Below are 26,431 nucleotides of genomic sequence, written 5' to 3'. Positions count from 1 at the left end.
CCACCATGACCGCCGCCTCCGGAGCCACCGCCGCCGCCACCACCGTGACCGCCACCGCCACCGCCTCCGTTGCCTCCTCCGCCTCCTCCGCTGCCGCCACCACCGCTGCCGCCATCTTTGGCATGCACGCTGGAGAAGCTACCGACATAATCGGGCACCAGCACAGTCGATGCAGACAGGACTGCGCCAATTGCCAGGGCCAACAAACATTTTTTGAGAAGCATGATGCACCTCCGCTTGGAGTTGCGTAGTCATGTCCGTATCGAACGCAATGTCCAGTGAGTTCCCGGCCGCCCATTGGAGCGGCCAGCCAACCGGCACGGCCATTAATTTGCAGCAAAAACAAGCAACTGCGGTTTCCGAACGATCCTTCAGAGCCAGTCGGCATCTGTGCGTGGGAAATATTCCCACACCTATAGATTAGTTCTGTCAGCCCGTGTGTCAACGACCGAACATCAGGACTGGAGCAGGCGCAGGCCTGGGTTGAAACGACTAAGCGCATCAGAGCCGGGAAACAGGCGGGTATCAGTAGGTGTGGGTGAACACCAGTCCAGCCTCGCCATCCGGGCTCGCATCGGAATACCCCTTGACGGCATACAACTGAAATTTCCAGTTCTGATTGAGCTTGTGCGTGAGGAAGAGGGTGAGTTCCTTGATCTGGTCGCCCGTGGATACGACCTTCTGCCGCCAGTCGTAGGACACCCCCGCCGAAGTGCGCGCGAACACGGGCATGGCGAAGCCGAGGCCGGCGAATATCGGGTTGTCGAAGTCGGAGCCCGACGGATCGCCGAATTTTTTCCAGCCCAGCGTGGCGAACCCGGTCACCCGGCCGAAGGCTTTGGCGACATCGACCTGGGCGGAATAGTCGGTTTTTCCGGTGCCCAGGCACTTGTCTTCGTCGGCGGTGGGCAACTTGACCTTGCCGATCAAGTCCACGAACAGCCCGCCAATATTGCCGTCAAGCACGGCATAGTCGGCACCGGCAACAGTGTCGCCCAATCCGCTTTCCACTTTGTCGCAACCGCCGGGCAACGGCTCGCCGTCAGGGCCCACCGAAGGATTGGTGATCCGCAGCCAGGGCACCGTGAGCTTGTAGGTCATGGGACCGGTTTCGTATTTGCCCACCAGCGGGACGTACCAGGTTTCGGAAGTGGTGCCGGTGCCATAATCGCCCCGGGAGTAGTCGGTTCCGATCGAGGTCGAGAAGGTATCAGCCAGGGCCGGCAAGGCCAGGCTGGCCAGCCAACCGACGAGCAGGATGCGCTTGGGGTCCATGTTCACCTCGTGTCTTGCGTCATCGAAGTTCACACGCAGGCTTTGTTGCGTGACTTACACAGCCTAGTGACTTATGGCGCAAGTGCATCATGCCTTCACTGTTTAACCCGACTTGCCAGAGCGGTCGACTTTTTCAACAGTCTCGACTTTTTCGACTTTTTCTGGCCGATCAACCTTGTCTACTTTCTCAACCTTTTCTGGCCGATCGACTTTCTCGACTTTCTCCGGACGTTCAACTTTTTCGACTTTTTCGACTTTTTCGACTTTTTCGACTTTCTCTACCTTCTCTACCCTCTCCACTCTCTCGACTTTGCCGGATTGCTCGACCTTCTCGATTCGCTCCGACTTGCCGGACTTGTCCACGTCCACATCCACGCGTTCGATCCTGTCGCCACCGCCATGACTGTCATTGCCCCCGTGGCGAGTATCGTCGACGACGCTGCCACCGCTCTCGGAACGGCCGCTCCTGTCACTGCCCGAGTTCCCCGAATCCCGCGAGTTGCCGGAGCTGTTGGAGCCGCTCGAGTCGCCGGCGCTGTTGAAATCCTCCGAGCGGCCCGAATTGCCCGGGCCACTTGAGTCGTCCGTGTTTTGCTCGCTGTTTCGAAGCCGCCCGTGCTGGTTGCCGGCTGGCGAATCGGAGCGCTCGCGGGGCAATTCGATACGCGTGGCCTGCACGTCCCGTGCGCCGCTGAAGACGCCGGTGATCCGCACGCGTCGATCCAGCGTCAGCTGCGATGACTGCACACCGACAAACACGGTGTCGCGCGCCATCGTCACGTTAAAGCCGCCCACCACCAGGCGACGGTCTTGTCGGCCCTGTACCAGGCCCTCGATCACCGCATTGTGTGCACGGCCAATGAATGGCAGGCTCGGGTCGGGGCGACTTTGGCTCACCTCCAGCTCGCGGCCCGACCAGTGGCCGCGCACCAGCATTTCCTGCGCCGGTCCCGGATGGTTGCCGAGTTTGAGGCCCTGCAGATAACCGCTGCGATCGACCGGGCCGATGGCGCTGGCCTCCTTGAGGCCGGGCGCACGGTCGATGCGGCTGGCCACCACTTCACCCCGGGCATCGCGCAGCCCACTGACCCGAACAGGATCACCTGCACGCAGACCGGGAGCGACTTGAGCACCGTTGGCCAGGCGTACCGGTTGACCCATGACACGCATAGGCAGGGAGTCTCTGGGCAGGGCAGTCAAAGGTCCTTCGTAGACATGCAGGATAGCAATGCGCCCGGCCTCCAGACCGCGCCGGGAATTGAACGCTTGCACGGCAACCACTTGGCCAACTGCCAGGCGGGTGCTGGTGGCGGCAATGCCGTTCTCGCTGACAGGGACATTTTTGTTGAAGTGCACTTCCATGCCATTGACGCAGATCGAGGCGAACCCGGTGATGGTGCCGACAATCCCGGTGCCACCGATCCCGCCGTTGTCGTCGCTGATGCCCGTGCCACCCACGCCGCCGGCAACGGCACCGGTGCCGCCAATGCCGCCTGGGCGTTTGTTCAGCGGTGCGCCGGTACCGCCCACCCCGCCGTTGTCGGTGCCGATGCCCGTACCGCCCATGCCGCCAGGCGCCGCGCCCGTACCGCCGGTGCCACCCGGAGCCTGGATGAGCGGCACTTCGCTGCTGCCCGCGTCATTCTGGCTGACACAGGCCGGCGCGGCTTGCAACACAATCGCATGCCCGAGGCCCAGAGCGAGGGCGGCTGCTCGAATCAGGCGCAGATTGATGGTCATGGCTTGGGAGCCGTCGGTGAGTTGGGGTCGCAAGCTTCAGTGTAGAAGTACAGGCCGACCGTAATGCGCTGACGCGGTTCGAGGCTGGGCAGGTCGCGAAATTCCAGCTCGGCGGCGAGTCGGTTGAAGCTCAACAGGGCCTGCATTCCCTCGCTGGCAACGGCCTCGCGCAGCGCCTCGACGCTCATCGGGGCCAGTGCGTCATAGTGGACGCTGCGTTCAAAAAAGGCCGGGGCTTCGCCGCTCAAGTTGTGTACCGCAGCGCAGGCATGATCGTGCAGGTTATGCCCCAGGTAAGCCGCTTTCTCATCGAAGCCCTTTTGCGGCACGAAGGCCTGGGCTTCCAGGTGTACACGCTCCTGTTCGTCAAGGCGCACGACGCCCAGGCGCAGCCATTCGTCCAGTACCACCCGCGCCCGGATGTCCGTGCTGACCTTCGCCACCAGCGCATCGAAGGAACAGTCGCCGCCGACACTGGCCAAGCGAGGCAGCGGCAACGGCTGGCCGGCGTCGTTGCAGAAGGGTGTGCGGGTCCAGGCGTTGACCAGTTGCGCACCGAAGGTGATGTTTTCCGGAAGCGTGGAAGTAGCGGGGTCGCCGCTGTTGCGCAAACGCCGTACGTCCTTGCGATGCACGCCGGTGAGCAGGCTGATGCGGCTGTCGGTCGGTGCCTTGTCGTCCAGACGGAACTCACGGTCCGCCACATCGACGAAAACCTCCTTGAGCAGGTCGGCGAAAACCAGGTACGTGACGCCTTTGCGCAGCATCAGGCGTACCAGCGGCCGCATGACATGGCGCAAGGCTTTGAGGAGCGAGGTGGGCAAGGTAGACGATTGCATTCAGCGCATTCCTGGACAGTTAACCCAAGTATAGCTGCGTGGGAAATATTCCCATGAATGCAGGCAGTATCTTTTGCGTGCTCCCTTGCAGAACCGGTTCCCCGGGTTTTGCATGGGGCATCAGGCCGCTTCAGGTCCGGCTGTCGTCGTCGCCGCCGACGTGGACACCATGATCGTCCCCCGCTTCTGCATGGATACCCACTGCGACCTGTGGCGGGGGAGCAAGCTCCCTCACCACAGGTTCAGGGTCTCGGCTTAGTCTCGGCTCTCGGCACCCGCGATCAGTCGTGATGTTTGTGTTTATGTTTATTCTTGTGTTTATTCTTTTGCTTGTAGCCGGAATCGTGGTGGTCGTCGTCATCGGCCAGATTGTTGCCGATCGCACCACCTGCTGCGCCGCCCAGACCCGCACCGATCAGGCCGCCGGTGGAACCACCGACACTGTTGCCGATGACCTGGCCACCCGCTGCACCGAGACCTCCGCCAATAGCCGACTCGGTCTTCTTGCCACTCTTGGCGGTCATTGCGCCCCCGGCCGCGCCACCGACGCCGGCTCCGATTGCAGCGCCGGTGCTACCTCCCACAGCCTGACCGACCACGCTGCCAAGGGCGCCGCCGACACCGCCACCGATAGCCGTATTGGTGGTTTCGCCAGCGAGGGAGTACTGCGATACAAGAAGGCTTAATGCCACGACAGTGAATGACTTACGCATCAGACAGACCTTTAGGAATACACAAAAGGGGAAAGTCTGTTGGTACGAAACAGTCTGGTCAACAGATATTCGGCCGGGCTTTACAAACAAAGGCGCCCCGCCACTGCGGGGCTCCCTTCGGTCTAGCCCCTGGGCTGCGGATTGAGCACCGTAACGGCCTTGGTTTTCCTGAAGAAAATACCGTAGACAACCGACAGCACCAGCAAGAACGGCACACCGAACACCAGGGTCATCTTGAAGGCTTCAGTGAAGTAGGTCGTGACCATCACGGCCCCCATCAGGACCAACCCCAACAATGTGCTGTAGGGAAACAGACGCATGCGGAACGACAGTTTACGGTTGCCATTGCGTTCATGAAAACGACGGAAACAGTAGTGAGTGAGGAAGATCATGAACCAGGTAAAGATCGCGCCGAACATCGAGATTGCCATCATCAGGGTGAACGAACTTTCCGGGTACAGGATGTTGAGCAAGGTCGCCAGGGCGATCCCTGAACTGGAAAGCAACAGCGCGTTCAACGGGATCCCGGTCTTGCTCAATGCCCCCATGGATTTTGGCGCGTAGCCGGCTCGAGACAGGCTGAACATCATGCGCGTGGTGATGTACAACTGGCTGTTCATCGCCGACAACGCCGCAATCAGGATCACGAAGTTCATCACACCGGTGGCGCCGGGAATACCGATGGCCTGCATGACCGTGACGAACGGACTCTGGGCATGGCCAGCCTGGACCCAAGGCACGATCGCCAGCATCAATGCCAGGGTCAACAGGTAGAACACCACCAGGCGCACGATAGTCCCGCGAAAGGCTTTCTTCACCGCCTGCTCCGGATCCTTCGCCTCACCGGCAGCCACCGCGATCATCTCCACGCTCAGGTAGCTGAAGATCGACACGATCACCGCGATCCACATCCCTTGCAGGCCATTGGGGAAAAAGCCGCCGTGAGCGGTGTAATTGTGCACACCGTATTCCGGATTGCCGGAACCGAACACCACATACACCGCCAGGATAATGAAGCCGACAATCGCGCCGATCTTGATGGTCGAGAACCAGTACTCGAAGGTACCGAAGGTCTTCACGCTGATGGCATTGAGCACGATCAACACGCTGGAGAACGAGACGATCCAGATCCATTCCGGCACGTTGGCAAACCAGTACTTCATGTACATCGCCACCGCCGTCACTTCCGTACCGACCGCGAGCACAATCGCCGCCCAATAGGCATAGCGCACCAGGAACCCGGCCAGCGGGCTGACATAAAATTCGGCATAGGCGCCGAACGAACCCGAGGTCGAATGGGCCACGGTCATTTCCGCCAGGCAGCCCATCAGCAGCAAGGTGATGATTGCGCCAATGGCATAGCTCAACAGCACGCTCGGCCCGGCATAACCAATGGCATAGGCGCTGCCCATGAACAGCCCGGTGCCGATTGCACCCCCAATGGCGATCATGCTCATCTGCCCCGACGTCAATTGACGCCGCAGGCCATGTTCACGGTTGGATATCGTTTCGAAACCGCAGTTATCGGTCATTTCTATGTCCTCTGGATTTTGTCTTTCTTGAAGAGCACGTCGTGGGTTTAACGGTGGGGATCAGCCACGCACAGCAGGACACGGATCAGAAAATACTCAGTGGATATTCGACGATCACCCGGACTTCGTTGTTGTCCGTGGTGTCGGCCCGGGCGACTTGCGCGGTGGAGCGCACACTGGCCTGACGCACGCGTATTGATAGGTCCCTGGCCTTGCCCGACTGCACGACATAGCGCGCCTCGAGGTCGCGTTCCCAGCGCTTGCCGTCATCGCCGTAACGTCCATAGGCGCCATTGGGGCCGCCGTCGTAATGGCTGTCATCGATGTGGTCGCCACTGACGTAGCGCGACATGAAGCTCAGCCCCGGCACGCCGAAAGGCGCCATGTCCAGGTCATAGCGCAGTTGCCAGGAGCGTTCGTTGGGGGCGTTGAAGTCGAGGACCTGAATCGAGTTGGCGAGAAAAATCGACGTGCCCGGTTGCTGGTCGAAACCCAGGTAATCGAACGGCTCTTCGCCATCGACCCGCTGGTACGCCAGGGTCAACCGATGGGCGCCGAACCTGTAAGCGGTGGCAAACGACCAGGTGGTGTTGTCGATTCTGCCGGCCAGGCTGTCGCCGTTATCGTGGGTGCGGTAGAGATTGAAATCCAGGTTCAGCGACTGGTCTGGCGTCAGCACATAGGTGTAATTGACGTTGCCGTAGTACTGCCGCCAGATGTCGGTGAACTGCGAACCGTACAGACTGACACTCAACTGATCGCCCAGCGCATAGCTGCCGCCCAGGTAATCGACACTGCGGGTTTGCACCACGGCGTACAGCGCTTTCAGGGCGCCATCGGCATTGGTCGAATTATTGTCGTTGCCGGCAGTGAAGTGGCCAATGTCCAGTTGCAATGCCTTGAGCTCATTGCTGGTCAGCTGGAAGCCGGTGGCACTGCTGGTGAACAGTCGCGCATTGCCGGTGCCGAACACCGGATTGAACGGTGTCAGGTTGCCGTACTTGAGCTCGGTCTGCGAAACCCGCGCCTTCAGCGCACCACCGGCTTCGGAGTACTCATCCTCGGGACGGCCATCGGAATCGACCGGCAACAACCCTGTGCCCGTGCGCCCCTTGCCACTGTCGAGCTTGATGCCCAACTGCGCGTAGGCATCGACCCCGAAACCCACCGTTCCCTGGGTGTAGCCGGAGCGGTAGTCGAGGATGATCCCGTGGGCCCACTCGTCCCGATAGTTCTGACCGCCCGGGTTGTTGAGGTTGTTGCGGTAGAAATAGAAGTTGCGATTGGTCAGGGTCAGGCTGCTGTCTTCGACAAATCCGTTGTCAGAGGCGGCACAGGCCATTTGGCCAAGGCAACTGGAGATGGCGAGCGGCAAGGCAGGCCAGAGGGACAGTTTCATTCTGCGTGCTCCTTATTATTGTGATTGCAGAACTGGTTATTGCCGGCGACCGAACGCCCGCCGCGGGAAAATGCCCGCAACTGGACCAGGACGCCGCAAGGTTCAAGTCACGCTGTGGCGAACCTGGTATCGCGCTTGCGACCAGGTGCTCCGGTCGAGGATCTCGCCGAGGATCTGCACCGCGTCCCAGACCTCGGTGAAGGTTGTGTACAACGGGGTGAAACCGAACCGCATGATGCGCGGCTCGCGATAGTCACCAATCACGCCACGGTCGATCAGGGCCTGGATCACCGCATAACCTTCGGGGTGTTCGAAGCTGACATGACTGCCGCGTCTGGTGTGCTCACGCGGGGTGATCAACTTCAGTTCGTGAGCCGCGCAACGCTGCTCGACCAGTTCGATGAACAGGTCCGTCAGGGCCAGGGATTTGCGGCGCAGGCTGGCCATGTCGGTCTGGGCGAACACGTCCAGGCCGCACTCGACCATCGCCAATGAGGTGATCGGTTGAGTACCGCACAGGTAACGCGCGATGCCGCTGCTCGGCTCGTAATGCGACTCCATGGCGAATTGCCGCGAGTGGCCGAACCAGCCGGACAAGGGTTGTGGCACCAGATCGCACAATGACGGCGAAACCCAGACAAAAGCCTGCGAGCCCGGCCCGCCATTGAGGTACTTGTAGGTGCAGCCGATGGCGTAGTCGGCACCGGCCTGGTGCAGGTCGACCGGTACTGCGCCTGCGGAATGCGCCAGATCCCAGATGGCCAGCGCGCCACATTCGTGGGTCAGCGCGGTCAGGGCCTGCATGTCGTGCAGGTAGCCGGTCTTGTAATTGACGTGGGTGAGCATGACCACCGCCGTGTCCTGGTCAATGGCTTGCGGCAAGGCTTCAGGACTGTCGACCAGGCGCAGGGTATAACCCTGCTGCAGCATCTGCGCGAGGCCTTCGGCGATGTACAGGTCGGTGGGAAAATTGCTTGATTCGCTGACGATCACTCGCCGCTGCGGTGACCTTGTGGCCTGTACGCGCAAGGCAGCGCTCAGCACTTTGAACAGATTGATCGAGGTGGTATCGGTCACCACGACCTCCCCCGCCCCCGCGCCGATCAAACCCGCCAGGCGGTCGCCCAGACGCTCGGACAGCTCGCGCCAGCCGGCACTGTTCCAGCTGCGGATCAAGCCATTGCCCCATTCCTCGGCGACCACCGCTTGTGCCCGCGCCAATGCCGCGACCGGCCGCGCACCGAGGGAATTGCCATCGAGATAGATAATCCCTTCGGGGAGCGCGAATTGCTGGCGCAGGGGCGCCAGAGCGTCCTGGGCATCAAGCGCCAGGCAACTGTTTCTTGTCGTCATCGGGTGTCCTGTTTTTTGTTTTGGGACGCCATCCGGGCGGGTTGCATCAGCCGGATCAGGCGCCCTGGTTCAAGGCGATCAACCTGCCTTTGGGTAGAGAGATAATGAACGAATCTTTGGAGAATTTTCGTGCAAAGTAACCAGCCATGTAGTAGTTATTTCGCAGATAATTCGAACCTGACCTCAATAAACGCGGATTTATTCAAACCATGAATCTTGACTCGACAGACCTGCGAATCCTGCATCAGCTGCAACAGGATGGCCGAATCAGCAATCAGGAACTGGCGGAGAAAGTCGCCTTGTCACCGTCGGCCTGTCTGCGTCGGTTGCGCCTGCTGGAAAGCGAAGGAATCATCACCGGCTATCGCGCGGTACTGAATGCCGAACGGTTGGGCATCGAGCTGGAAGCCATCGTCCATGTGTCGTTGCGACAGGACGTCGAGGACTGGCACGAGACCTTCATCAAGAAGGTCCAGCAGTGGCCGGAGGTGGTCACCGCCTATGTCATTACCGGGGCGAGCAACTATGTGTTGCGGGTCCAGGCCCGCAACCTCAAACACTTCTCGGACTTCATCGTCAATCACCTCAACCGCACCGCCGGCGTCACCGACATACGTTCGGAGATCGTCCTGCAGAAAATCAAGGAGCGCGAGCAGTTGCTTGATCTGGTGGTACGCAAGTAAGAGCGCAGCGTTCTTCAGAGCCCGTGCAGGCGCCGGGCCTCCTTGCGCTGCAACGTCATGCTCGGGGTCTCGTCGAACAGTTTGCGGTACTCGGTGGAAAAACGCCCCAGGTGCATGAACCCCCAGCCCATGGCTATCCCGGAAATGTTGCGTGACGAGCCGTGCTCGAGAATCTCCTGGCGTACGGCATTCAGGCGATACTTTTTCAGGTAGGCCATGGGCGACAAGGCGAAGTACTTCCTGAACGCGTCGAACAATTTGAAGCGTGAAACGCCGGCTGCGGCTTCGATGTCCTCCAGGTGCAACGCTTCGCGGGCGTTGTCATGGATGTACTGTCGAGCCCTGACCAGGTAGTGCGGCAACTTCACGCCCAACGCGTTCCGCAGTTCCTGCGAATAGTTGTTGGGCTGGGCGAGGATCAAGCCTTTGATCAGCGAGCTTTCAATGTCCCGGGTGAAGGCCACCTGCTCGAAGAGTTCACTGCTTCGGTCCAGCTCGTCGATGAAATAACGCGCCATGCGCCACCACGACGCCGATGCCCCTTCGATCGCATCCATCATCGGTTCGAAGCGCAGCGGCGCATCCAGCGGCCGTTGCAGCATCCCTTCCAGAGCCTCGCTCATCGCCACTCGGGTAATCACCACCTGGACCTTGCGACAGTCACCGGAAATTGCCAGCAGTTGGTGTTCATTGGGGGAAATGATGACCCCTTGATCGCGGTCGGACCTGACCACGCTGCCCGCCTTGCTCAGCTCCTGTTCGCCCGACAACGGCAGGCTCAGGCTATAGCTGCTGAAGTGCTCGGCGTCTTCGATATCGATGGTGACGTCGGTACCGTATTCGATGGTGCCCAGGGTGGTCGCCATCGATTTGAACATGTTGGCGTTGTGATGAAAGCGGATCCGTTCGGGGGTCGCGCTCACGAGGCGATGGGGTCCGCAGATACCGGACATCCAGCTTCTGGCAGCCTCCAGGTTATCGCTGTCGACACGAATGTCGCGAAACTGCGGATCCACTTTGCTACTCATCAGGGTGCACTCACGGAGTTTGGTTCTGCGCGCTCTGGGGGCGCTTGTCAGGCTGCAAAGGAGCAACTTCCACGCCATAAAACGTCGGCGCCCACTTAACGGATAGTGATTGGCAACTAAGCGGACAAGACATGGCTGGCGAAGCCGCAAAAGCCCTCGATCCGCACTCGACGTCGTGCAAAACAGTATCTGATTGGCGCCATCAGGTGCAGCCGTTTATCACCTGGTGGCGGATTTGTGTCATCGCTGCCCAATCGACTGTTACCTGCCCCCCAATTTTACGGACTGCCTTCGCCAACTTATCGGATAGACCATCACCCGCCCCGCTTCTCTAATGAGCGCACCGATTAGCCGAATAAAAAAAGGTGCACACCATGAGTGGCGAAAGAAACGTCGAGCAATGGAAAACGTTTATCGAAAGCTGCCTGGACTTCCGTCCCGCAGAAGGTGTTTTCCGCATCGCCCGGGAGATGTTCACCGAGCCGCAGCTGTTCGATCTGGAGATGGAACTGATCTTCGAGAAGAACTGGATCTACGCCTGCCACGAAAGCGAACTGGCCAACAACCACGACTTCGTGACCCTGCGCGCCGGCCGCCAGCCGATGATCATTACCCGCGACGGTGAGGGTCAGCTCAATGCACTGATCAATGCCTGCCAGCATCGCGGCACGACGCTGACCCGCGTGGGCAAGGGCAATCAATCGACCTTCACCTGCCCGTTCCATGCCTGGTGCTACAAAAGCGATGGCCGCCTGGTCAAGGTCAAGGCACCGGGCGAGTACCCGGAAGGCTTCGACAAAGCCACGCGCGGTCTGAAAAAAGCCCGCATCCAGAGCTACAAGGGTTTCGTCTTCATCAGCCTGGATGTGCACGCCGACAACAGCCTGGAAGACTTCCTCGGCGATGCCAAAGTGTTCTTCGACATGATAGTCGCCCAGTCGCCCACCGGTGAGCTGGAAGTACTGCCCGGCAAGTCGGCCTACACCTACGACGGCAACTGGAAGCTGCAAAACGAAAACGGCCTCGACGGTTATCACGTCAGCACCGTCCACTACAACTACGTCGCCACGGTGCAGCATCGCCAGCAGGTCAACAGCGACAACGGCAACGCCGCCAGCAGCACCCTCGACTACAGCAAGCTCGGCGCCGGCGACGCCAATACCGATGATGGCTGGTTCGCGTTCAACAACGGTCACAGCCTGCTGTTCAGCGACATGCCCAACCCTTCGGTACGCTCCGGCTACGCGACGATCATGCCGCGGCTGATCGAAGAACATGGCCAGCAAAAGGCCGAGTGGATGATGCATCGCCTGCGCAACCTGAACATCTACCCGAGCCTGTTTTTCCTCGATCAGATCAGCTCGCAATTGCGCATCATCCGTCCGGTGGCGTGGAACAAGACGGAAATCATCAGCCAGTGCCTGGGGGTCAAGAACGAGTCGGACGCCGACCGCGAAAACCGCATTCGCCAGTTCGAGGATTTCTTCAACGTCTCGGGTTTGGGCACGCCGGATGACCTGGTGGAATTCCGTGAAGCCCAGCGTGGCTTCCAGGCGCGCCTGGAACGCTGGAGCGATATCTCCCGCGGCAGTCACCGCTGGGCCAGCGGCGCCACGCCCAACAGCGAAGCGATCGGCATTGCCCCGGCCATGACCGGCACCGAATTCACCCATGAAGGGCTTTACGTCAACCAGCACAGCAACTGGCAGACATTCCTGCTCGACGGCCTGGACGCCAAATCCCTGAAACTCCGTGAGGTGCAATGATGAATGCGCAACTGCAGTACCGGATCGAACAGTTTTTCTATCGCAAATCCGAACTGTGCGACGCCCAGGACTGGGATGCCTATGTCCAGCTGTTCGCCGAACACAGCGAGTTCCACTTGCCGCAATGGGACTCCGAACACGTCTACACCCGCGACCCCAAACGCGAAATGTCGCTGATCTATTACCCCAACCGTTCAGGCCTGGAAGACCGCGTGTTCCGCCTGCGCACGGGCAAGTCCGCGTCCTCGACGCCGATGCCGCGCACCCTGCATCAGATCAGCAACGTGCGGATCGCCCCCCTGGAAAACGATGAACTGCAAGTGCAGTTGAACTGGCACACCCTGTATTACCGCCTGGCCACGACCGAACAGTTTTTCGGCCGTGCGACCTACCGCCTCAAGCCCCACGCCGATAGCTGGCTGATCGTTCGCAAGCATGTGTTGCTGCTCAACGACACCATCAATTCGGTACTCGACTTCTATCACCTCTGAACCCAGGGAGACCGGGCATGAACCATAAAGTCGCGTTCAGCTTTGCCGACGGCAAAACGCTGTTCTTCCCTGTGCAGGCCAATGAAATCCTGCTCGACGCCGCCCTGCGCAATGGCATCAACATCCCCCTGGACTGCCGCGAAGGCGTCTGCGGAACCTGCCAGGGGCGCTGCGAGTCGGGCGATTACAGCCAGGACTATGTGGATGAGGAAGCCCTCTCCAGCCAGGACCTGCAACAACGCAAAATGCTCACCTGCCAGACCCGGGTCAAATCCGACGCCGCGTTCTATTTCGACTTCGCTTCCAGTCTGTGCAACGCCGCTGGCCCCGATCAACTCACGGCAACGGTCACCGAGGTCAAACAGGTGTCGGCCAGCACGGCGATCCTGCATCTGGATCTGGGCGATGCGGGCCAGTCGCTGGATTACCTGCCCGGGCAGTACGCCCGGCTGCAGATTCCGGGGACCGAGAACAAGCGTTCCTACTCCTTCGCCAACCGGCCGGGCGTCAGCAATCGGCTGCAGTTTCTGATTCGCCTGCTGCCCGATGGCGTGATGAGCAACTACATCCGCGACCGCTGTCAGGTGGGTGACCCCATCGTTCTGGAAGCACCGCTGGGGGCTTTTTATCTGCGGCACGTCGCCCGGCCACTGATCCTGGTGGCTGGCGGCACCGGACTGTCTGCCTTGCTGGGCATGCTCGACGAACTCGCTGAACGCGGCTGCGAGCAACCCGTGCATTTGTACTACGGCGTGCGCGATGCGGCCGACCTGTGCGAACAGGCGCGCATCCAGGCGTATACGCAACGCCTCCCGGGGCTGCGATACACCGAGGTGGTCAGCGAACCGTCGCCGCACTGGACCGGCAAGCGCGGCTACATCGCCGAACACTTCGACGTCGCCGAACTGCGCGACGGCCCGGTCGACATGTACGTCTGCGGGCCACCGCCGATGGTGGAGTCGATCAAGACCTGGCTGCAGGCACAAGCACTGGAAAGCGTGCAGCTGTACTACGAAAAATTCACCGAGAGTAACGCCTGACACCCGCTACCGGTGCCCGGTTCCGGATTGCCGATTGGGTCACTCGTATTAATGAGTACCCAACGGCCGCAAAATCGCCCGGACCGGGCTGGCGTCGAGGTTGGCAAAACGTAGCGGCAACGCGATCAACTCGTAATCCCCTTCCGGCACGTCATCGAGCACGACCCCCTCAAGAATGGCCATGCCGTGACGGGCCACGGCTCGGTGCGAATCCATCGTTTTGGATTGCTGCGGGTCCAGTGACGGCGTATCGATGCCGATCAACCTCACACCCAGGCTGGCCAACAAATCGATGGTTTCCCTGGCAACGGCCGTGAACGCCGGATCCCAGGCAGCCAGCGGTGCCTGGCGATAGGTCCGCAGCAGCACACGCTCGGGCACATCGTGCAAACGCCCTTCCAGTTGCCCGGGCTGCACCAGGTCGCCGCTGTCCAGACAATGCAAAACGCGGCAAGGCCCGATATACACATCCAACGCGACCTCACCAATCGCCGCGCCGTCAGCGCTGTAATGCAGCGGCGCATCGACGTGGGCACCGGTGTGCGGTGACAGGGTGATGCGTCCGACATTCACCGGGCACTCGGGACCGTAGGTCCAGACCCGCTCTTCCAGAAAAGGCGTGTCCCCCGGCCAGGTCGGTGTTTTGCTACTCAAGGGTGGACTGATGTCCCACAGTGTCGTGTTTTTTGTCATCGCAAATGCTCAGCGTTTTTACCGAGTGAAATGATACGAGCGACAGCAGTGCAGATTCGTGCAAAAAACCCGGGCAAGCGAGCGGTTTTTCGCACAAACCGCCATGGATGAGCGTGATGGCGGCAGGAAATTTCAACGTGCACCCTTCGACGAGGGGTCTTCACAGGCAGCAACGCGCGATGAAAGATCGGATGACTGTGGTTCAGGCTGACCAGGGTGCTGCCCCGCCCATAACGCGCAGCGTTATGGCCCTCAGTCCGCGACACCCTGACGTCGCTTGCGGAATTCGGCGACCTTATGCCGGTTTCCGCAGAGCGCCATGCTGCACCAGCGTCGTTTGTGCGATTTGGTGCGGTCGTAAAACATCAATGAACATTCGGCGCTTTCGCATTTGCGGACCAGGCTGAAATCGCCTTCGGCCAGCAACTGCGCGGCGGCGTAAGCGAGCCTGCCCAGACGCTGGTGGCCGGCATCGCCCTGGTGCAAGCGATCCAGCACCGGCGCGCCCGCCTCCTCCCACACCAGTTGCGGCACGACCCGCAGCAGAAAGGCATTGAGCACTGCCGGATCCGCCACGCGGTTCTCTCGACGGGCGGCGAGCAGGCCCTCGATGCAGTCGCGCAGCTTGCGCAACCGGGCAAGCAACTGCCCGTCACCCACCGCCACGTCCGTCGCCAGACCGAAACCGATCTGCTCCAGCCAGCGCGCCGCGTCGGCATCGCTGTTGAGCAGGTCGCGCCGCTGGCCATCGACCACCCTTCGGGTGTTCAGCAGATCCAGCGCCGGATGGTCGGCCAGCACCAACGGTACAGGCAAGTCAGGCGTGGCGACGGCGTCAGTCATGGAAATCTCCCGGGAATCGATGCACGGATTGTAACCCACAAAAAATATTTGACCAGTTACAAAGTCTGTGCAAAATGAAAATAGGTAACCCGTATAAATAACTTTAAACAGTTACAATGGAGATCCGCCATGACCACGCTCCCGCACACCACCGTTGTCTGCAAATTCGTCGAAGCCGACGGCATCAGGGTTTTCTACCGCGAGGCCGGTGCGGCCGACGCTCCCGTACTCTTGCTGTTGCACGGCTTTCCCAGCTCGTCCCACCAATTCCGGGACCTGATCCCGCGGCTCGCCGACAAGTACCGCCTGATTGCGCCGGATCTGCCCGGTTTCGGTTTCACCGAGGTGCCCGCCGAACGCCACTACGTCTACACCTTCGATGCCATCGGCGAGACGATCCGCCAGTTCGTCGATGTGCTGGGCCTCAAGCGTTACGGGATGTACTTCTTCGACTATGGGGCGCCGGTCGGCCTGCGCCTGGCGCTGGCGTACCCGGAGCGGGTCAGCGCGATCGTTTCGCAGAACGGCAATGCCTATCTCGAAGGCCTGGGGGATGCCTGGGCGCCGATCCGCCAGTACTGGGACGAGCCGTCCCCCGCCAATCGCCAGGTGATCCACGATGCCATCCTGCACCTGGAAGGCACGCGCTGGCAGTATGTGGAAGGCGTGAACAACCCCGATCTCATTGCACCCGAGGGTTATCATCTGGACGCGCTATTGCTGGAACGGCCCGGTAACAAGGACATCCAGCTCGACCTGTTTTATGACTACCAGAACAACCTGAAGCTGTACCCGGCGTTCCAGCAATTCTTGCGCGATGCCCAGGTGCCGACGCTGGCGATCTGGGGCAAGGGCGATCCGTTTTTCATTCCACCAGGTGCCGAGGCCTACAAGCGTGACAACCCCGATGCGGTGGTCGAGATGCTCGATACCGGCCACTTCGCGCTGGAGACCCACGCCGTGCAGATTGCTCAACGGATAGTCGAGGTGGTGGGCAGCCATCTCGACTGAGAGGTGCACAGACGAGGCGTGGTCCACATCCACTCGACCCACCGAGTGGCATTGACGCTGGCCGGTGTCTGGCACGAGGATGACACCCTGCTGCCGCTGACGCCCTGGCAGGTGATGAAGGTCGGGCGCATCCCGCTTGAGCGTCCCGGCTCACCGAAGCCTGATGCGCAATACGAAACCGGCTCCGCTGCACCAGGCGGCGCTGGATGAATTGCACGAAGCCTTTGGTGTGCAGTGGTAAACCACAGATTGATTTTTTGACCGCAGGAGTCTTCATGCCTCGTTTCGCTGCCAACCTCAGCATGCTCTACCCCGAACATGACTTTCTTGACCGTTTCGCCGCCGCCGCAGCCGATGGTTTTCAGGCCGTGGAATACATGTCCCCCTACGACTACAGCCCACAGCAATTGAAACAGCGGCTCGACGACAATGGCCTGGTCCAGGCCCTGTTCAACGCACCGCCTGGCAATATCGCGGCCGGCGAAAAAGGCACCGTGTCCTTGCCAGGCCGTGAGTCGGAGTTCCGCGCCGGTTTCGACAAGGCCCTGGAATACGCCACGGTACTGGGCAACGACCGCATCCATGTCATGGCCGGCCTGCTGGCCAACGAAGCGGATCGCGCCAGGCACCAGCAAACCTACCTGGAAAACCTCAGCCACGCAGCGACACAAGCGGCCAAGGCTGGCATCACCGTATTGCTGGAGCCGATCAACACCCGCGACATGCCGGGGTTCTTCCTCAACCACCAACATCAGGCCCAGGCCGTCTGCAAAGCGGTCGGCCAGGCGAACCTCAAGGTCCAGTTCGACGTCTACCATTGCCAGATCGTCGAGGGCGACGTGGCGACGAAGCTGCGACGGGATATCGCCGGCATCGGCCATATCCAGATCGCGGGCGTGCCGGATCGCCACGAACCGGACATGAACAACGAGCTGAACTATCCCTACCTGTTCAAGCTGATCGATCAACTGGGGTACACCGGTTGGGTGGGTTGCGAGTACAGGCCGCGCGGCGACACCTCCAAGGGCTTGCAATGGCTGCGCGATTGGCAGGGTCGGTCAAGCCAAGGCCAGGCATAGACAGCTTTTCATCATTGGGACACCAGGACGCCGGGGCAGCAGGAGGCATGCAATGGAACTGAAGTTCAGTCACATCGATGTACTGGTCAAGAATCTCGACGAAGCCTGTGCCTACTACGCGCAGATACTGAACGCCAGGATCTCCAAGACACTCGTCTGGGAACGAGGTGGCCTGCACGTGCGCTACGCGATTGCGCTGATCGGTCAAGAGCGTTTCATGCTGGTACAGCCGCTGGCCGGGAACCTGAGGGAGCTACTGGACGCCTCGGGTGAAGGGATGATTTATCGCCACTGCTATTCGACCCCCGACATCGAGAAGGCCTATGACGAATTGATGGTCGCCGGTGTTCAGCCAGAAGATGAAAACGGCAAGCCATTGGCCCGCGCGAACCTGCAATCCCCGTCCGGGACACGCATCATCTGGTTGCCCAAGCGCTTCGGGCACTTCTCAATCGAAATCCTGGAAGACAAGGCGCTAGAGGCATTTGTAGAGGCTGCATTTGCCTGAGTGACGGGGCAATGAACGTCTGCTTGCGGCTGTGGGTTCTTCCAATACGCCCCTTTGACCAACAGGCAGATTAAGTGTCATGGGTGCTGGAGAATCTTTAAACCTGTTGGCTATGTAGACAAGGAGCAACTGTTCTTTTACGACGAGCGAAAAGAACTAGCCTGATTCGATGGAGGAGTACTTTCAACCTTCGTTAGGGCATTCCAATGAACACAACCACCCTGGAGACGGACTATCTGGTTGTTGGCGCGGGGGCAACCGCCATGGCCTTCGTCGATACGTTGCTCGATCAATCGGATGCAAGTGTGCTGATGGTGGATCGACACGCTCAACCGGGTGGACACTGGAACGATGCCTACTCGTTCGTCCGCTTGCACCAGCCGTCTGCCTTCTATGGTGTCAACTCCTGCGAGTTGGGGTCCGGGCAAAAGGACGAATCCGAATGGGGCGGTGGCTTATATGAATTGGCCTCAGGCAGCGAGGTTGTCAGTTACTTCGATCAGCTCATGCAGCATCGATTCTTGCCATCAGGTCGGGTGCACTATTTTCCGATGCACAACTACGAAGGTGATCGCAGCGATAGTCATTGCATCACCTCCTTGCTTACCGGCGAAAGCAAGGCTGTCCGGGTACGAAGGAAGCTGGTGGATGCGACTATGGCACAGACAGCCGTTCCTTCGACCCATCCACCGCATTACCGGGTCGAGCCCGGTATACGGTGCATACCACTCAACGACTTGCCAAAGGTCGGACAGCCTTGCTCGCGTTACGTGGTGGTGGGGGGAGGAAAGACCGGTATCGATGCCTGCCTGTGGCTGCTGCAAAATGGCGTGGCACCCGGCAGGATTCAATGGATCGTTCCAAACGCCCCCTGGCTGTTGGATCGCGCCAACTTTCAACCCGGCCAGGAGAATGTTGTACGAACGATCGGCAGTCTCGCGAACCAGTTCGAAGCGATAGGTGCTGCAGATTCGATCCCGGACCTCTTCCTCAGACTCGAAAGTGCCGGCGAACTGTTGCGCATCGATCAAGCCGTCGAGCCCACCGCCTTCCGCGCTGCGACCATTTCACAGGGGGAATTGCGTGCGCTGCGGCGCATAAGCAATGTCGTGCGCCTGGGGCGGGTTTGCGCGATTGAAGCCAGCCGTATATCCCTCGAAAGGGGCAGCATCGCTGCAGATCCCGACGCCCTTTATATCGACTGCAGCGCCAGCGCTGTCCCGATTATTCCTGAGGGAAGCGTGAAAGCGTTTGATGGCAATCGTATCAACCTGGTGACAGTCAGCAGTTATCAGATCCTGTTCAGTGCCGCAGTCATCGCCTACGTGGAAAGCCACCTCGACGATCAGATGCAGATGAACAAACTATGCGGGTTTGTCCCATTGCCACGCTCACCGGTGGACTGGGTCAGGATGTGGGCCGCTTATCTTGGCAATCAACGGCAATGGAAGCACCATGCGGGGCTGTCCAACTGGCTTGCGCAGTGCCACTTGCACCTTTTGCCAACCGTGTTGAGAAGCCTGCAGGAGGGGGATCCTGAAAAGCTTGCAGTGTTGAACCGATTTACTGAAGCCAGAAAAAAAGCCCTGGAAAACATGCCCAGACTCTTGCAGGCCGTAGCAGGTTTAGCGCAGGAGTCCTGAGCGACTGTCCACCTTGAGTGACCCAGCCCCCGCGTTTGACATGGCCTATGTTCGCTAGCGAACAGACTTCACCGCGATGAATCATCCACACTCGTCGGTGGAATGCAGCGCCCGGCGGCGCAATGCCCCGCACACCTGGCCTGGCGTAGAACCGCCTTCATTCCACAAGCGACCTGCCCGGCGCGGGTCGTACGAAGGAATTCATGCAAAGTATCCTGACTCGCACACTGTCCCACCGACTCCATCGTGTCGCTGTTGTATGTGATGGAGAACGGCCAAAAGCAGACGGTCTGCCTTTGGGCAACTCCCAGCTAACAGCAATCGTTGGGCAAATGGACTGAATTTGTTGAAGGCTACGCAACGCCGGTACGCCGGTTGAGTTGCTTCGGACGCTCTGACCCTTTTTCGGAGGGTGTTTCTCGTTAGTCGGCAACATAGCCTTTATTGGGGTGGTTTTTCTGCAGTGGCACCAGCCAAAGCGTCATATGTTCACTATTGCTCGTCATAATGACCAATAACTCGTCAAATCAACGCATTCTGCGTCTTATTGTCGTACACGATTGCCTCTAGACTCCTCTCCCCGGGTGCACTAGCTCCTTGTTCGCCAAGAGCGCGAGCTGTTGGGTATTGCTTTTTCCAAAGTGAGATCCATAGCCGTGCTCATGTGCCACAAGCGCTTATTTTGGTCCTTAGGAATAAAAACAATGAAAAAAACATTTCTGACCTTTTCTGCATTGGCTTTGTGTGTGACTGCCGGTTCTGCACTGGCGAAGGAGTACAAGGAGTTGCGTTTTGGCGTCGACCCTTCTTATGCGCCGTTCGAATCCAAGGCTGCCGATGGCAGCCTGGTGGGTTTCGATATCGACTTGGGCAACGCGATCTGCGCTGAGCTGAAGGTCAAGTGCAAGTGGGTCGAAAGCGACTTCGACGGCATGATTCCCGGCCTCAAGGCCAACAAGTTCGACGGCGTGATCTCCTCCATGACCGTTACCCCGGCGCGTGAGAAGGTCATCGACTTCTCGAGCGAGCTGTTCTCTGGCCCGACCGCGCTGGTATTCAAGAAAGGTGCGGCCGTCGGCACCGATCCGGCCTCCCTCAAGGGCAAGAAAGTCGGCTACGAGCAAGGCACCATCCAGGAAGCCTACGCCAAGGCGGTGTTGGACAAGGCCGGGGTAGAAACCCAGGCGTACGCCAACCAGGACCAGGTCTACGCTGACCTGATCTCCGGACGTCTCGATGCCTCGATCCAGGACATGCTGCAAGCCGAGCTGGGTTTCCTGAAGTCGCCACCAGGCGTCGACTTCCAGGTCAGCGAGCCGGTCGAAAGCCCGCTACTGCCAGCCAAAACCGCCGTGGGCCTGACCAAAGGCAACGCCGAGCTCCAGGCCTTGCTGAACAAAGGTATCAAGGCCCTGCACGAGAATGGCACCTATGCGGCCGTCCAACAGAAGCACTTTGGCGATCTGAATCTGTACAGCGGCAAATAATGACCCTGCGCCCATTTGCGGATGGGTCCTTTTTTGATTGATGTAGGGCTGCCCAATGCTAGAAAACCTGTTGACGATTCTGGGGCTGTCAGGCTTCAGCCTCAAGGGCTTCGGCCCGCTGCTGCTGCAAGGCTCGTGGATGACTGTCAAATTATCCTTTCTGTGCTTGCTGGTAAGCGTTGGCCTGGGCCTGATCGGCGCCAGTGCCAAGCTTTCAAGATCGGCACTGCTACGCGTCCCTGCGCAGGCCTACACCACGCTGATCCGCGGAGTGCCGGACCTGGTGCTGATGCTGCTGATTTTCTACAGCCTGCAAACCTGGCTGACCTCGTTCACCGATTTCATGGAATGGGAATACATCGAGATCAACCCCTTCAGCGCCGGGGTCATTACCCTGGGTTTCATCTACGGGGCGTATTTCACTGAAACCTTCCGCGGCGCCATCCTCGCCGTACCGCGAGGGCAGATGGAAGCGGCCACCGCCTACGGCCTGACCCGAGCCCAGCGCTTTCGCTTAGTGGTGTTCCCGCAAATGATGCGCTTTGCCCTGCCGGGCATCGGCAACAACTGGATGGTGATTCTCAAGGCCACCGCGCTGGTGTCGATCATTGGCCTGGCTGATCTGGTCAAGGTGGCTCAGGACGCGGGCAAGAGCTCCTATCAACTGTTCTTCTTCCTGCTGCTGGCCGCCCTGATCTATCTGGTGATAACCACCGTTTCGAACTACGTCTTGCGCCGGATGGAAATCTTCTACGCCGCAGGCACCCGGGAGGCCGTGCGATGATCGAGCTACTGCAGGAATACTGGAAACCGTTCCTGTTCCAGGACGGCAATCACATCACCGGGCTGGCCATGACCCTCTGGCTGCTCAGCGCCTCGATCTTCTTCGGCTTCGTGATGTCGATCCCGCTGTCGATTGCCCGGGTCTCAACCAATGTCTGGGTGCGCTGGCCGGTGCAGTTCTACACCTATCTGTTTCGGGGTACGCCACTCTATATTCAGCTGCTGATTTGCTACACCGGCATTTACAGCCTGGCCGCCGTGCGCGCTCAGCCAGTACTGGATGCGTTCTTTCGCGATGCAATGAACTGCACCATCCTGGCCTTCGCCCTGAACACCTGCGCCTACACCACGGAGATCTTCGCCGGGGCCATTCGCAGCATGAACCACGGCGAAGTCGAGGCCGCCAAGGCTTACGGCCTGACCGGCTGGAAGCTGTATGCCTATGTGATCATGCCATCGGCCCTGCGTCGTTCGCTGCCTTACTACAGCAACGAAGTGATTCTGATGCTGCACTCGACCACCGTGGCCTTCACCGCGACCATCCCGGACATCCTGAAAGTCGCACGGGACGCCAACTCGGCGACCTTCCTGACCTTCCAGTCGTTCGGCATTGCCGCGTTGATCTACCTGGCCGTCACTTTCTCTCTGGTCGGCCTGTTCCGCCTGGCAGAACGCCGCTGGTTGTCTTTCCTCGGCCCGGCTCACTAATTCAGGATGCTTGTTCATGTACAAACTGACCGTTGAAAACCTGCACAAAAGCTACGGCAACCATGAAGTCCTCAAGGGCGTTTCGCTAAACGCCAAGACCGGCGACGTCATCAGCCTGATCGGCGCCAGTGGTTCGGGCAAGAGCACCTTTCTGCGCTGCATCAACTTCCTGGAAACGCCCGACGACGGCGCCATGAGCCTGGACAACCAGCCGATTCAAATGGTCCATGACCGCCACGGCATGCGGGTGGCCGACGCCAATGAACTGCAACGCCTCCGTACTCGCCTGGCGATGGTGTTCCAGCACTTCAACCTGTGGAGCCACATGACGGTGCTGGAAAACATCACCATGGCCCCACGCCGGGTGCTGGGCGTCAGCAAGAAAGATGCAGAGGAACGCGCCCGGCGCTACCTGGACAAGGTGGGCCTGCCGTCGCGGGTGGCCGACCAATACCCCGCGTTCCTCTCGGGTGGCCAGCAACAGCGGGTCGCCATTGCCCGTGCCCTGAGCATGGAACCGGAGATCATGCTGTTCGACGAACCGACTTCGGCCCTGGACCCGGAACTGGTGGGCGAAGTGCTCAAAGTGATCCAGGGCCTGGCCGAAGAAGGCCGCACCATGATCATGGTGACCCACGAAATGAGCTTTGCGCGCAAAGTGTCGAACCAGGTGCTGTTCCTGCACCAGGGGCGGGTCGAAGAACAGGGGGCGCCCGAGGACGTATTGGGCAACCCAAAAAGCGAACGCCTGCAGCAGTTCCTCAGCGGCAATCTGAAATAAGGGGCGCTATTGGCACAACTCACCATTTGAGCGACTGGCCAGCCGCTCAAATGTGCGCTGAAGATGCTTAGGTATGGTCAGCGGTGTGATCATTCTGATGTACCTGGCCTCCAGATTACTGGCCTTGGCCTTACTTTCCGGACATATGAGACTGGATCAAGCGCCCGTCAAAAGACTTAGTGGCGAAGGGCTTTCTGACTGGTTTTCTCAATCCGTAGGGTTGCTGGTCTATTTAGGGGGCTACGCAGCATGCGCCCGTAGCGTAGAGGTACCAGATTGGGTTGCCGGTAACGGTTTGACTCTTCCAACGTTTCATTGGGGTCATGATGCTTACGCGCAGTTTCCATTCGGCGTGTAACGAATACGGCAGGCTCTATCTCAATCGCTCACCAGCGCTCATACGCTCTTTACGCGAGCGAAAAACGGGTTCATTTATTGTGGCGGTGAGTTTGTTGACTGTTACGTTGGCTGGCTTTTTCTTACGGGGCGACATCTCCACTCCTTTGCAGCAAACTGGCCGATGCCCAAGCGTATCGATACAAGCATAGCCCCCCTGACTCCACCCAAAAAAAAGACGGCCCGAAGGCCGCCAAAGTACTGCATGGAGTTAGTTTGCGGGTGGCTGTTCAGGATGCTTGCCAGCCTGCACCGGCGGTAGCAGCCATGCCGCCAGTGCCGGTAGCAACAGGATGGCGCCCCAGACATTGACCAGGAACATGAACGCCAACAGCACGCCCATGTCGGCCTGGAACTTGAGGGTGGAAAACACCCACGTGGACACGGACACCGTCATTGTCATGGCGGTGAACAACGAGGCAGTGCCACGCTGCTTTAGCGCTTCGACAAACGCCTGACGCAGGTCCGAATGACGTGAATGCATTTCGTGCTTGATCCGCTCGAACAAGTAAATGCCGTAATCCACGCCGACCCCGACGCCCAGAGCCACCACCGGTAGCGTGTTGACCTTCAGACCAATACCCAGCCATGCCATCAACCCGTTGCACAGCACCGTGACCAGCGCCAGTGGAAGGATGATGCACAGGGTGATACGCAGCGAGCGAAAGCTCAGCAGGCAGAGTAAGGTCACCGAGCCGAAAAGCGCGAGATTCACCCACTTGTCCGCCGCCTCGACCGCCTCATTGGTCGCGGCCATTACCCCGACATTGCCACTGGCCAGTTGAAAACGGAGGTCATCGCCGTCGTGGGTTACCTTGAACGCCTTGATCCGTTCGATGATGTTGCTGATAGTCGAGGCCTGGTGATCTTCGGTGTACAACGAGATCGGCATGGCACTGCAGGTGGAGTTCATCAGTTCATTGCCAAGGCGCGTAGCGAACCCCACGCCTTGGGCAATTTGCGCCTGCTCCTCGGGAATGGTGCGCCATTTGATGAAGGTTTCCGCGTAGCCCTGGGTGATCTGCCCGACATAGCCCGCCAGCCCTCGCACCGTACCGACACCTGGGGTCTGCTTCATCTCGAATTCGAAATCTTCGACTTTGCCCAGAATGTTGCGATCAACACAGGGCGACTCGTTGCCCTTTGCCTCAACCACCACCTGCAACAGGTCAACGCCGATGGCGAAGTTACGGGTGACCATCGCCACGTCCTGGTTATAACGCGAATCGGCACGCAGCTCCGGGACACCCTGCCCCGTGTCTCCCACCTTCAACTTTCCCGCCTGCCACATGCCGACGCCGAGCAGAACCATCGCAATCAGGATGACCGGCACACTGCCCTTGCGGGTTGCCAATCCCCCCAGGTGCTCCCACAACCAGTCCCCAGAGGTTTCCTTGCCCCGCAGGCGCTCGGCATCCTTGGCCGAAATGCGCATGTAAGACAGCAGGATCGGCAACAGCAGTTTGTTGGTGAGGATCATCAGGCTGACCCCCAAGGTCGCGGTGATGGCCAGTTCCCGCACCATCTCGATCTGCACGAAGGCGATTACCAGAAAACCCAGTGCATTGGCCAGCAGCGCCATGGCACCTGGAATGAAGAGTTTCTGGAAGCAATTGCGCGAAGCGGTAATGCTGTCGTGACCATGCAACACCTCCAGTTTCCAGGCGTTGGTCATCTGCACCGCATGGGAGACACCAATGGAGAAAATCAGGAACGGCACCAAAATCGACATGGGGTCGAGGGCCAACCCCAACAGCGGCAGTAGACCCAGTAGCCATACCACCGGGACCATGGCGCAAACCAATGCCCAGGACGTCAGCATCAGCGAACCGCAATACCAATAAAGCAACAGTGCGGTGATCACGAAGGCCACGGCGAAGAACAGCAGCACCCCGGCGGCACCGTCTGCGATATCCCCGGTCGACTTGGCGAAACCAATGATGTGCACGCTGACGCCATCTTTTTCGTGCTTGGCGCGAATCGCCTCCAGGGACTGGCTGACCGCTTGCAGATCCAGGCGCAAGCCGGTCTCCGGGTCCACTTCCTGCAAGTTCGCCACCACCATGGCGGCGCTCAAGTCATTGGAGACGATACGGCCGACCCAATCGGACTTCAGCACATTTTCGCGCACCGCCTTCAGTTGCTCTGGAGTACCGGAGAAGTCGGCCGCAACAATGTTGCCGCCCCTGAAGCCGTCTTCTACCACCTCGTTGTAGCGCACATTGGAGGTGAACAACGAAGTGACCGAGCTACGCTCGACGCCCTTGATGTAGAAAACTTCCTCGGTGACCTGATGCAAGCTCTCCATGAATCCGGGGTCGAAGATCTCGCCCTTTTCGTTCTTCAACGCCAGCAATACTTTGTTGGCGCCGCCGAAAACCGACTGATACTTGAGAAAGGACTGCATGTACTCATGCTGCAGCGGGATCATCTTGGAAAAGCCCGCCTCCACACGCAGCCGTGTGGCGGTGAAGGTAAACAGCAGCGTCAATAGAATGAAAAAAATCAGAAGCGGGCGACGCCAGTGAAAAATCCACCAGGACACCTGACCGACCAGACTACGGGAGAAGTGGTGGCGGTCGAGCACCTGAACGTCGCCCACAAGCTCGAGCCCCTGATTGTCGTGGTACTTACTCATAG

The 26,431-nt window shown here is 59.5% G+C and carries 23 protein-coding genes and 2 pseudogenes; 13 read left to right on the top strand and 12 right to left on the bottom strand.

Annotated elements, in window-relative coordinates:
- The 8 genes and pseudogenes from AC3WN7_RS20180 to kynU form a co-directional block, all read right to left on the bottom strand.
- Positions 1 to 224, bottom strand: a pseudogene (locus AC3WN7_RS20180) (hypothetical protein); the annotation flags it as partial.
- 301 nt (positions 225 to 525) lie between these two features.
- Positions 526 to 1,275: a hypothetical protein gene (locus tag AC3WN7_RS20175; RefSeq protein ID WP_095967124.1), complete on the bottom strand. Its 750-nt coding sequence runs from the start codon at positions 1,273 to 1,275 to the stop codon at positions 526 to 528.
- A 102-nt stretch (positions 1,276 to 1,377) separates the two neighbouring features.
- Positions 1,378 to 3,015, bottom strand: coding sequence for a DUF5666 domain-containing protein (locus tag AC3WN7_RS20170; RefSeq protein ID WP_102674749.1), 1,638 nt, complete (start codon positions 3,013 to 3,015; stop codon positions 1,378 to 1,380).
- Positions 3,012 to 3,854 carry a DUF6502 family protein gene (locus AC3WN7_RS20165; RefSeq protein WP_095967126.1) on the bottom strand — a complete coding sequence of 281 codons (843 nt, stop codon included), beginning with the start codon at positions 3,852 to 3,854 and terminating at the stop codon, positions 3,012 to 3,014. Before AC3WN7_RS20165 ends, AC3WN7_RS20170 begins: the two co-directional genes overlap by 4 nt.
- 281 nt (positions 3,855 to 4,135) lie before the next feature.
- Complete coding sequence (locus tag AC3WN7_RS20160; protein WP_095967127.1) at positions 4,136 to 4,567, bottom strand: YMGG-like glycine zipper-containing protein; 432 nt, start codon at positions 4,565 to 4,567, stop codon at positions 4,136 to 4,138.
- 122 nt (positions 4,568 to 4,689) lie between these two features.
- Positions 4,690 to 6,099, bottom strand: coding sequence for an amino acid permease (locus tag AC3WN7_RS20155; protein ID WP_095967128.1), 1,410 nt, complete (start codon positions 6,097 to 6,099; stop codon positions 4,690 to 4,692).
- Between the two features lie 85 nt (positions 6,100 to 6,184).
- Complete coding sequence (locus AC3WN7_RS20150; RefSeq protein ID WP_102674748.1) at positions 6,185 to 7,498, bottom strand: OprD family porin; 1,314 nt, start codon at positions 7,496 to 7,498, stop codon at positions 6,185 to 6,187.
- Positions 7,499 to 7,600: 102 nt separating this feature from the next.
- Positions 7,601 to 8,851, bottom strand: coding sequence for a kynureninase (gene kynU, locus AC3WN7_RS20145; protein ID WP_102674747.1), 1,251 nt, complete (start codon positions 8,849 to 8,851; stop codon positions 7,601 to 7,603).
- 209 nt (positions 8,852 to 9,060) lie between these two features.
- Between kynU and AC3WN7_RS20140 the strand changes: the two genes are divergently transcribed.
- A complete protein-coding gene (locus AC3WN7_RS20140) occupies positions 9,061 to 9,534 on the top strand; it encodes an Lrp/AsnC family transcriptional regulator (RefSeq protein ID WP_007971266.1) in 474 nt (157 codons plus the stop codon).
- Positions 9,535 to 9,548: 14 nt separating this feature from the next.
- On the opposite strand, the gene AC3WN7_RS20135 is transcribed toward AC3WN7_RS20140, so the two are convergent.
- Complete coding sequence (locus AC3WN7_RS20135) at positions 9,549 to 10,562, bottom strand: AraC family transcriptional regulator (protein ID WP_102674746.1); 1,014 nt, start codon at positions 10,560 to 10,562, stop codon at positions 9,549 to 9,551.
- A gap of 374 nt (positions 10,563 to 10,936) precedes the next feature.
- On the opposite strand from AC3WN7_RS20135, the gene antA reads away from it, so the two are divergent.
- From antA to antC, 3 genes are read left to right on the top strand one after another with little or no spacing between them, the layout of a single operon-like run.
- The gene (gene antA, locus AC3WN7_RS20130; protein WP_102674745.1) at positions 10,937 to 12,328 is read left to right on the top strand and encodes an anthranilate 1,2-dioxygenase large subunit; all 1,392 of its coding nucleotides are present in this window, start codon (positions 10,937 to 10,939) and stop codon (positions 12,326 to 12,328) included.
- Positions 12,328 to 12,819: an anthranilate 1,2-dioxygenase small subunit gene (antB, locus tag AC3WN7_RS20125; RefSeq protein ID WP_102674744.1), complete on the top strand. Its 492-nt coding sequence runs from the start codon at positions 12,328 to 12,330 to the stop codon at positions 12,817 to 12,819. Before antA ends, antB begins: the two co-directional genes overlap by 1 nt.
- 17 nt (positions 12,820 to 12,836) lie before the next feature.
- Entirely contained in the window at positions 12,837 to 13,859 is a 1,023-nt protein-coding gene (gene antC, locus AC3WN7_RS20120) for an anthranilate 1,2-dioxygenase electron transfer component AntC (protein WP_102674743.1), read from the top strand.
- A 48-nt stretch (positions 13,860 to 13,907) separates the two neighbouring features.
- Here antC and kynB read toward each other — a convergent pair whose 3' ends face one another.
- Together kynB and AC3WN7_RS20110 are read right to left on the bottom strand one after the other, a co-directional pair.
- Entirely contained in the window at positions 13,908 to 14,552 is a 645-nt protein-coding gene (gene kynB, locus AC3WN7_RS20115) for an arylformamidase (protein ID WP_102674742.1), read from the bottom strand.
- A gap of 252 nt (positions 14,553 to 14,804) precedes the next feature.
- Positions 14,805 to 15,395: a CGNR zinc finger domain-containing protein gene (locus tag AC3WN7_RS20110; RefSeq protein ID WP_102674741.1), complete on the bottom strand. Its 591-nt coding sequence runs from the start codon at positions 15,393 to 15,395 to the stop codon at positions 14,805 to 14,807.
- Positions 15,396 to 15,524: 129 nt separating this feature from the next.
- Here AC3WN7_RS20110 and AC3WN7_RS20105 point away from each other — a divergent pair, with 129 nt between their 5' ends.
- From AC3WN7_RS20105 to AC3WN7_RS20065, 9 genes and pseudogenes are all read left to right on the top strand, one after another.
- A complete protein-coding gene (locus tag AC3WN7_RS20105) occupies positions 15,525 to 16,406 on the top strand; it encodes an alpha/beta fold hydrolase (protein WP_102674740.1) in 882 nt (293 codons plus the stop codon).
- A gap of 15 nt (positions 16,407 to 16,421) precedes the next feature.
- A pseudogene (locus AC3WN7_RS20100) lies at positions 16,422 to 16,647 on the top strand (class II aldolase/adducin head domain-containing protein); the annotation flags it as partial.
- 34 nt (positions 16,648 to 16,681) lie between these two features.
- Complete coding sequence (gene otnI, locus AC3WN7_RS20095) at positions 16,682 to 17,485, top strand: 2-oxo-tetronate isomerase (protein WP_102674739.1); 804 nt, start codon at positions 16,682 to 16,684, stop codon at positions 17,483 to 17,485.
- A gap of 52 nt (positions 17,486 to 17,537) precedes the next feature.
- Positions 17,538 to 17,993, top strand: coding sequence for a VOC family protein (locus tag AC3WN7_RS20090; RefSeq protein WP_095967138.1), 456 nt, complete (start codon positions 17,538 to 17,540; stop codon positions 17,991 to 17,993).
- Between the two features lie 206 nt (positions 17,994 to 18,199).
- Positions 18,200 to 19,636: an NAD(P)-binding protein gene (locus tag AC3WN7_RS20085; RefSeq protein ID WP_095967139.1), complete on the top strand. Its 1,437-nt coding sequence runs from the start codon at positions 18,200 to 18,202 to the stop codon at positions 19,634 to 19,636.
- A 704-nt stretch (positions 19,637 to 20,340) separates the two neighbouring features.
- Positions 20,341 to 21,123: a transporter substrate-binding domain-containing protein gene (locus tag AC3WN7_RS20080; protein WP_102674738.1), complete on the top strand. Its 783-nt coding sequence runs from the start codon at positions 20,341 to 20,343 to the stop codon at positions 21,121 to 21,123.
- A 55-nt stretch (positions 21,124 to 21,178) separates the two neighbouring features.
- Positions 21,179 to 21,907 (top strand): ABC transporter permease, encoded by a 729-nt coding sequence (locus AC3WN7_RS20075; RefSeq protein WP_095967141.1) that lies wholly within the window; start codon positions 21,179 to 21,181, stop codon positions 21,905 to 21,907.
- The gene (locus AC3WN7_RS20070; RefSeq protein WP_007994172.1) at positions 21,904 to 22,614 is read left to right on the top strand and encodes an ABC transporter permease; all 711 of its coding nucleotides are present in this window, start codon (positions 21,904 to 21,906) and stop codon (positions 22,612 to 22,614) included. The genes AC3WN7_RS20075 and AC3WN7_RS20070 overlap by 4 nt, the downstream gene beginning before the upstream one ends.
- A 16-nt stretch (positions 22,615 to 22,630) precedes the next feature.
- Positions 22,631 to 23,395 (top strand): ABC transporter ATP-binding protein, encoded by a 765-nt coding sequence (locus AC3WN7_RS20065; protein ID WP_095967142.1) that lies wholly within the window; start codon positions 22,631 to 22,633, stop codon positions 23,393 to 23,395.
- 607 nt (positions 23,396 to 24,002) lie between these two features.
- Here AC3WN7_RS20065 and AC3WN7_RS20060 read toward each other — a convergent pair.
- Positions 24,003 to 26,429 carry an efflux RND transporter permease subunit gene (locus tag AC3WN7_RS20060; protein WP_095967143.1) on the bottom strand — a complete coding sequence of 809 codons (2,427 nt, stop codon included), beginning with the start codon at positions 26,427 to 26,429 and terminating at the stop codon, positions 24,003 to 24,005.
- Between the last annotated feature and the right edge of the window lie 2 nt (positions 26,430 to 26,431).

The sequence above is a fragment of the Pseudomonas sp. FW305-70 genome (genome assembly GCF_058783925.1).
The sequence above is the reverse complement of the archived record's forward strand: the minus strand, read 5'-3'. Positions and strand labels throughout refer to the sequence as shown.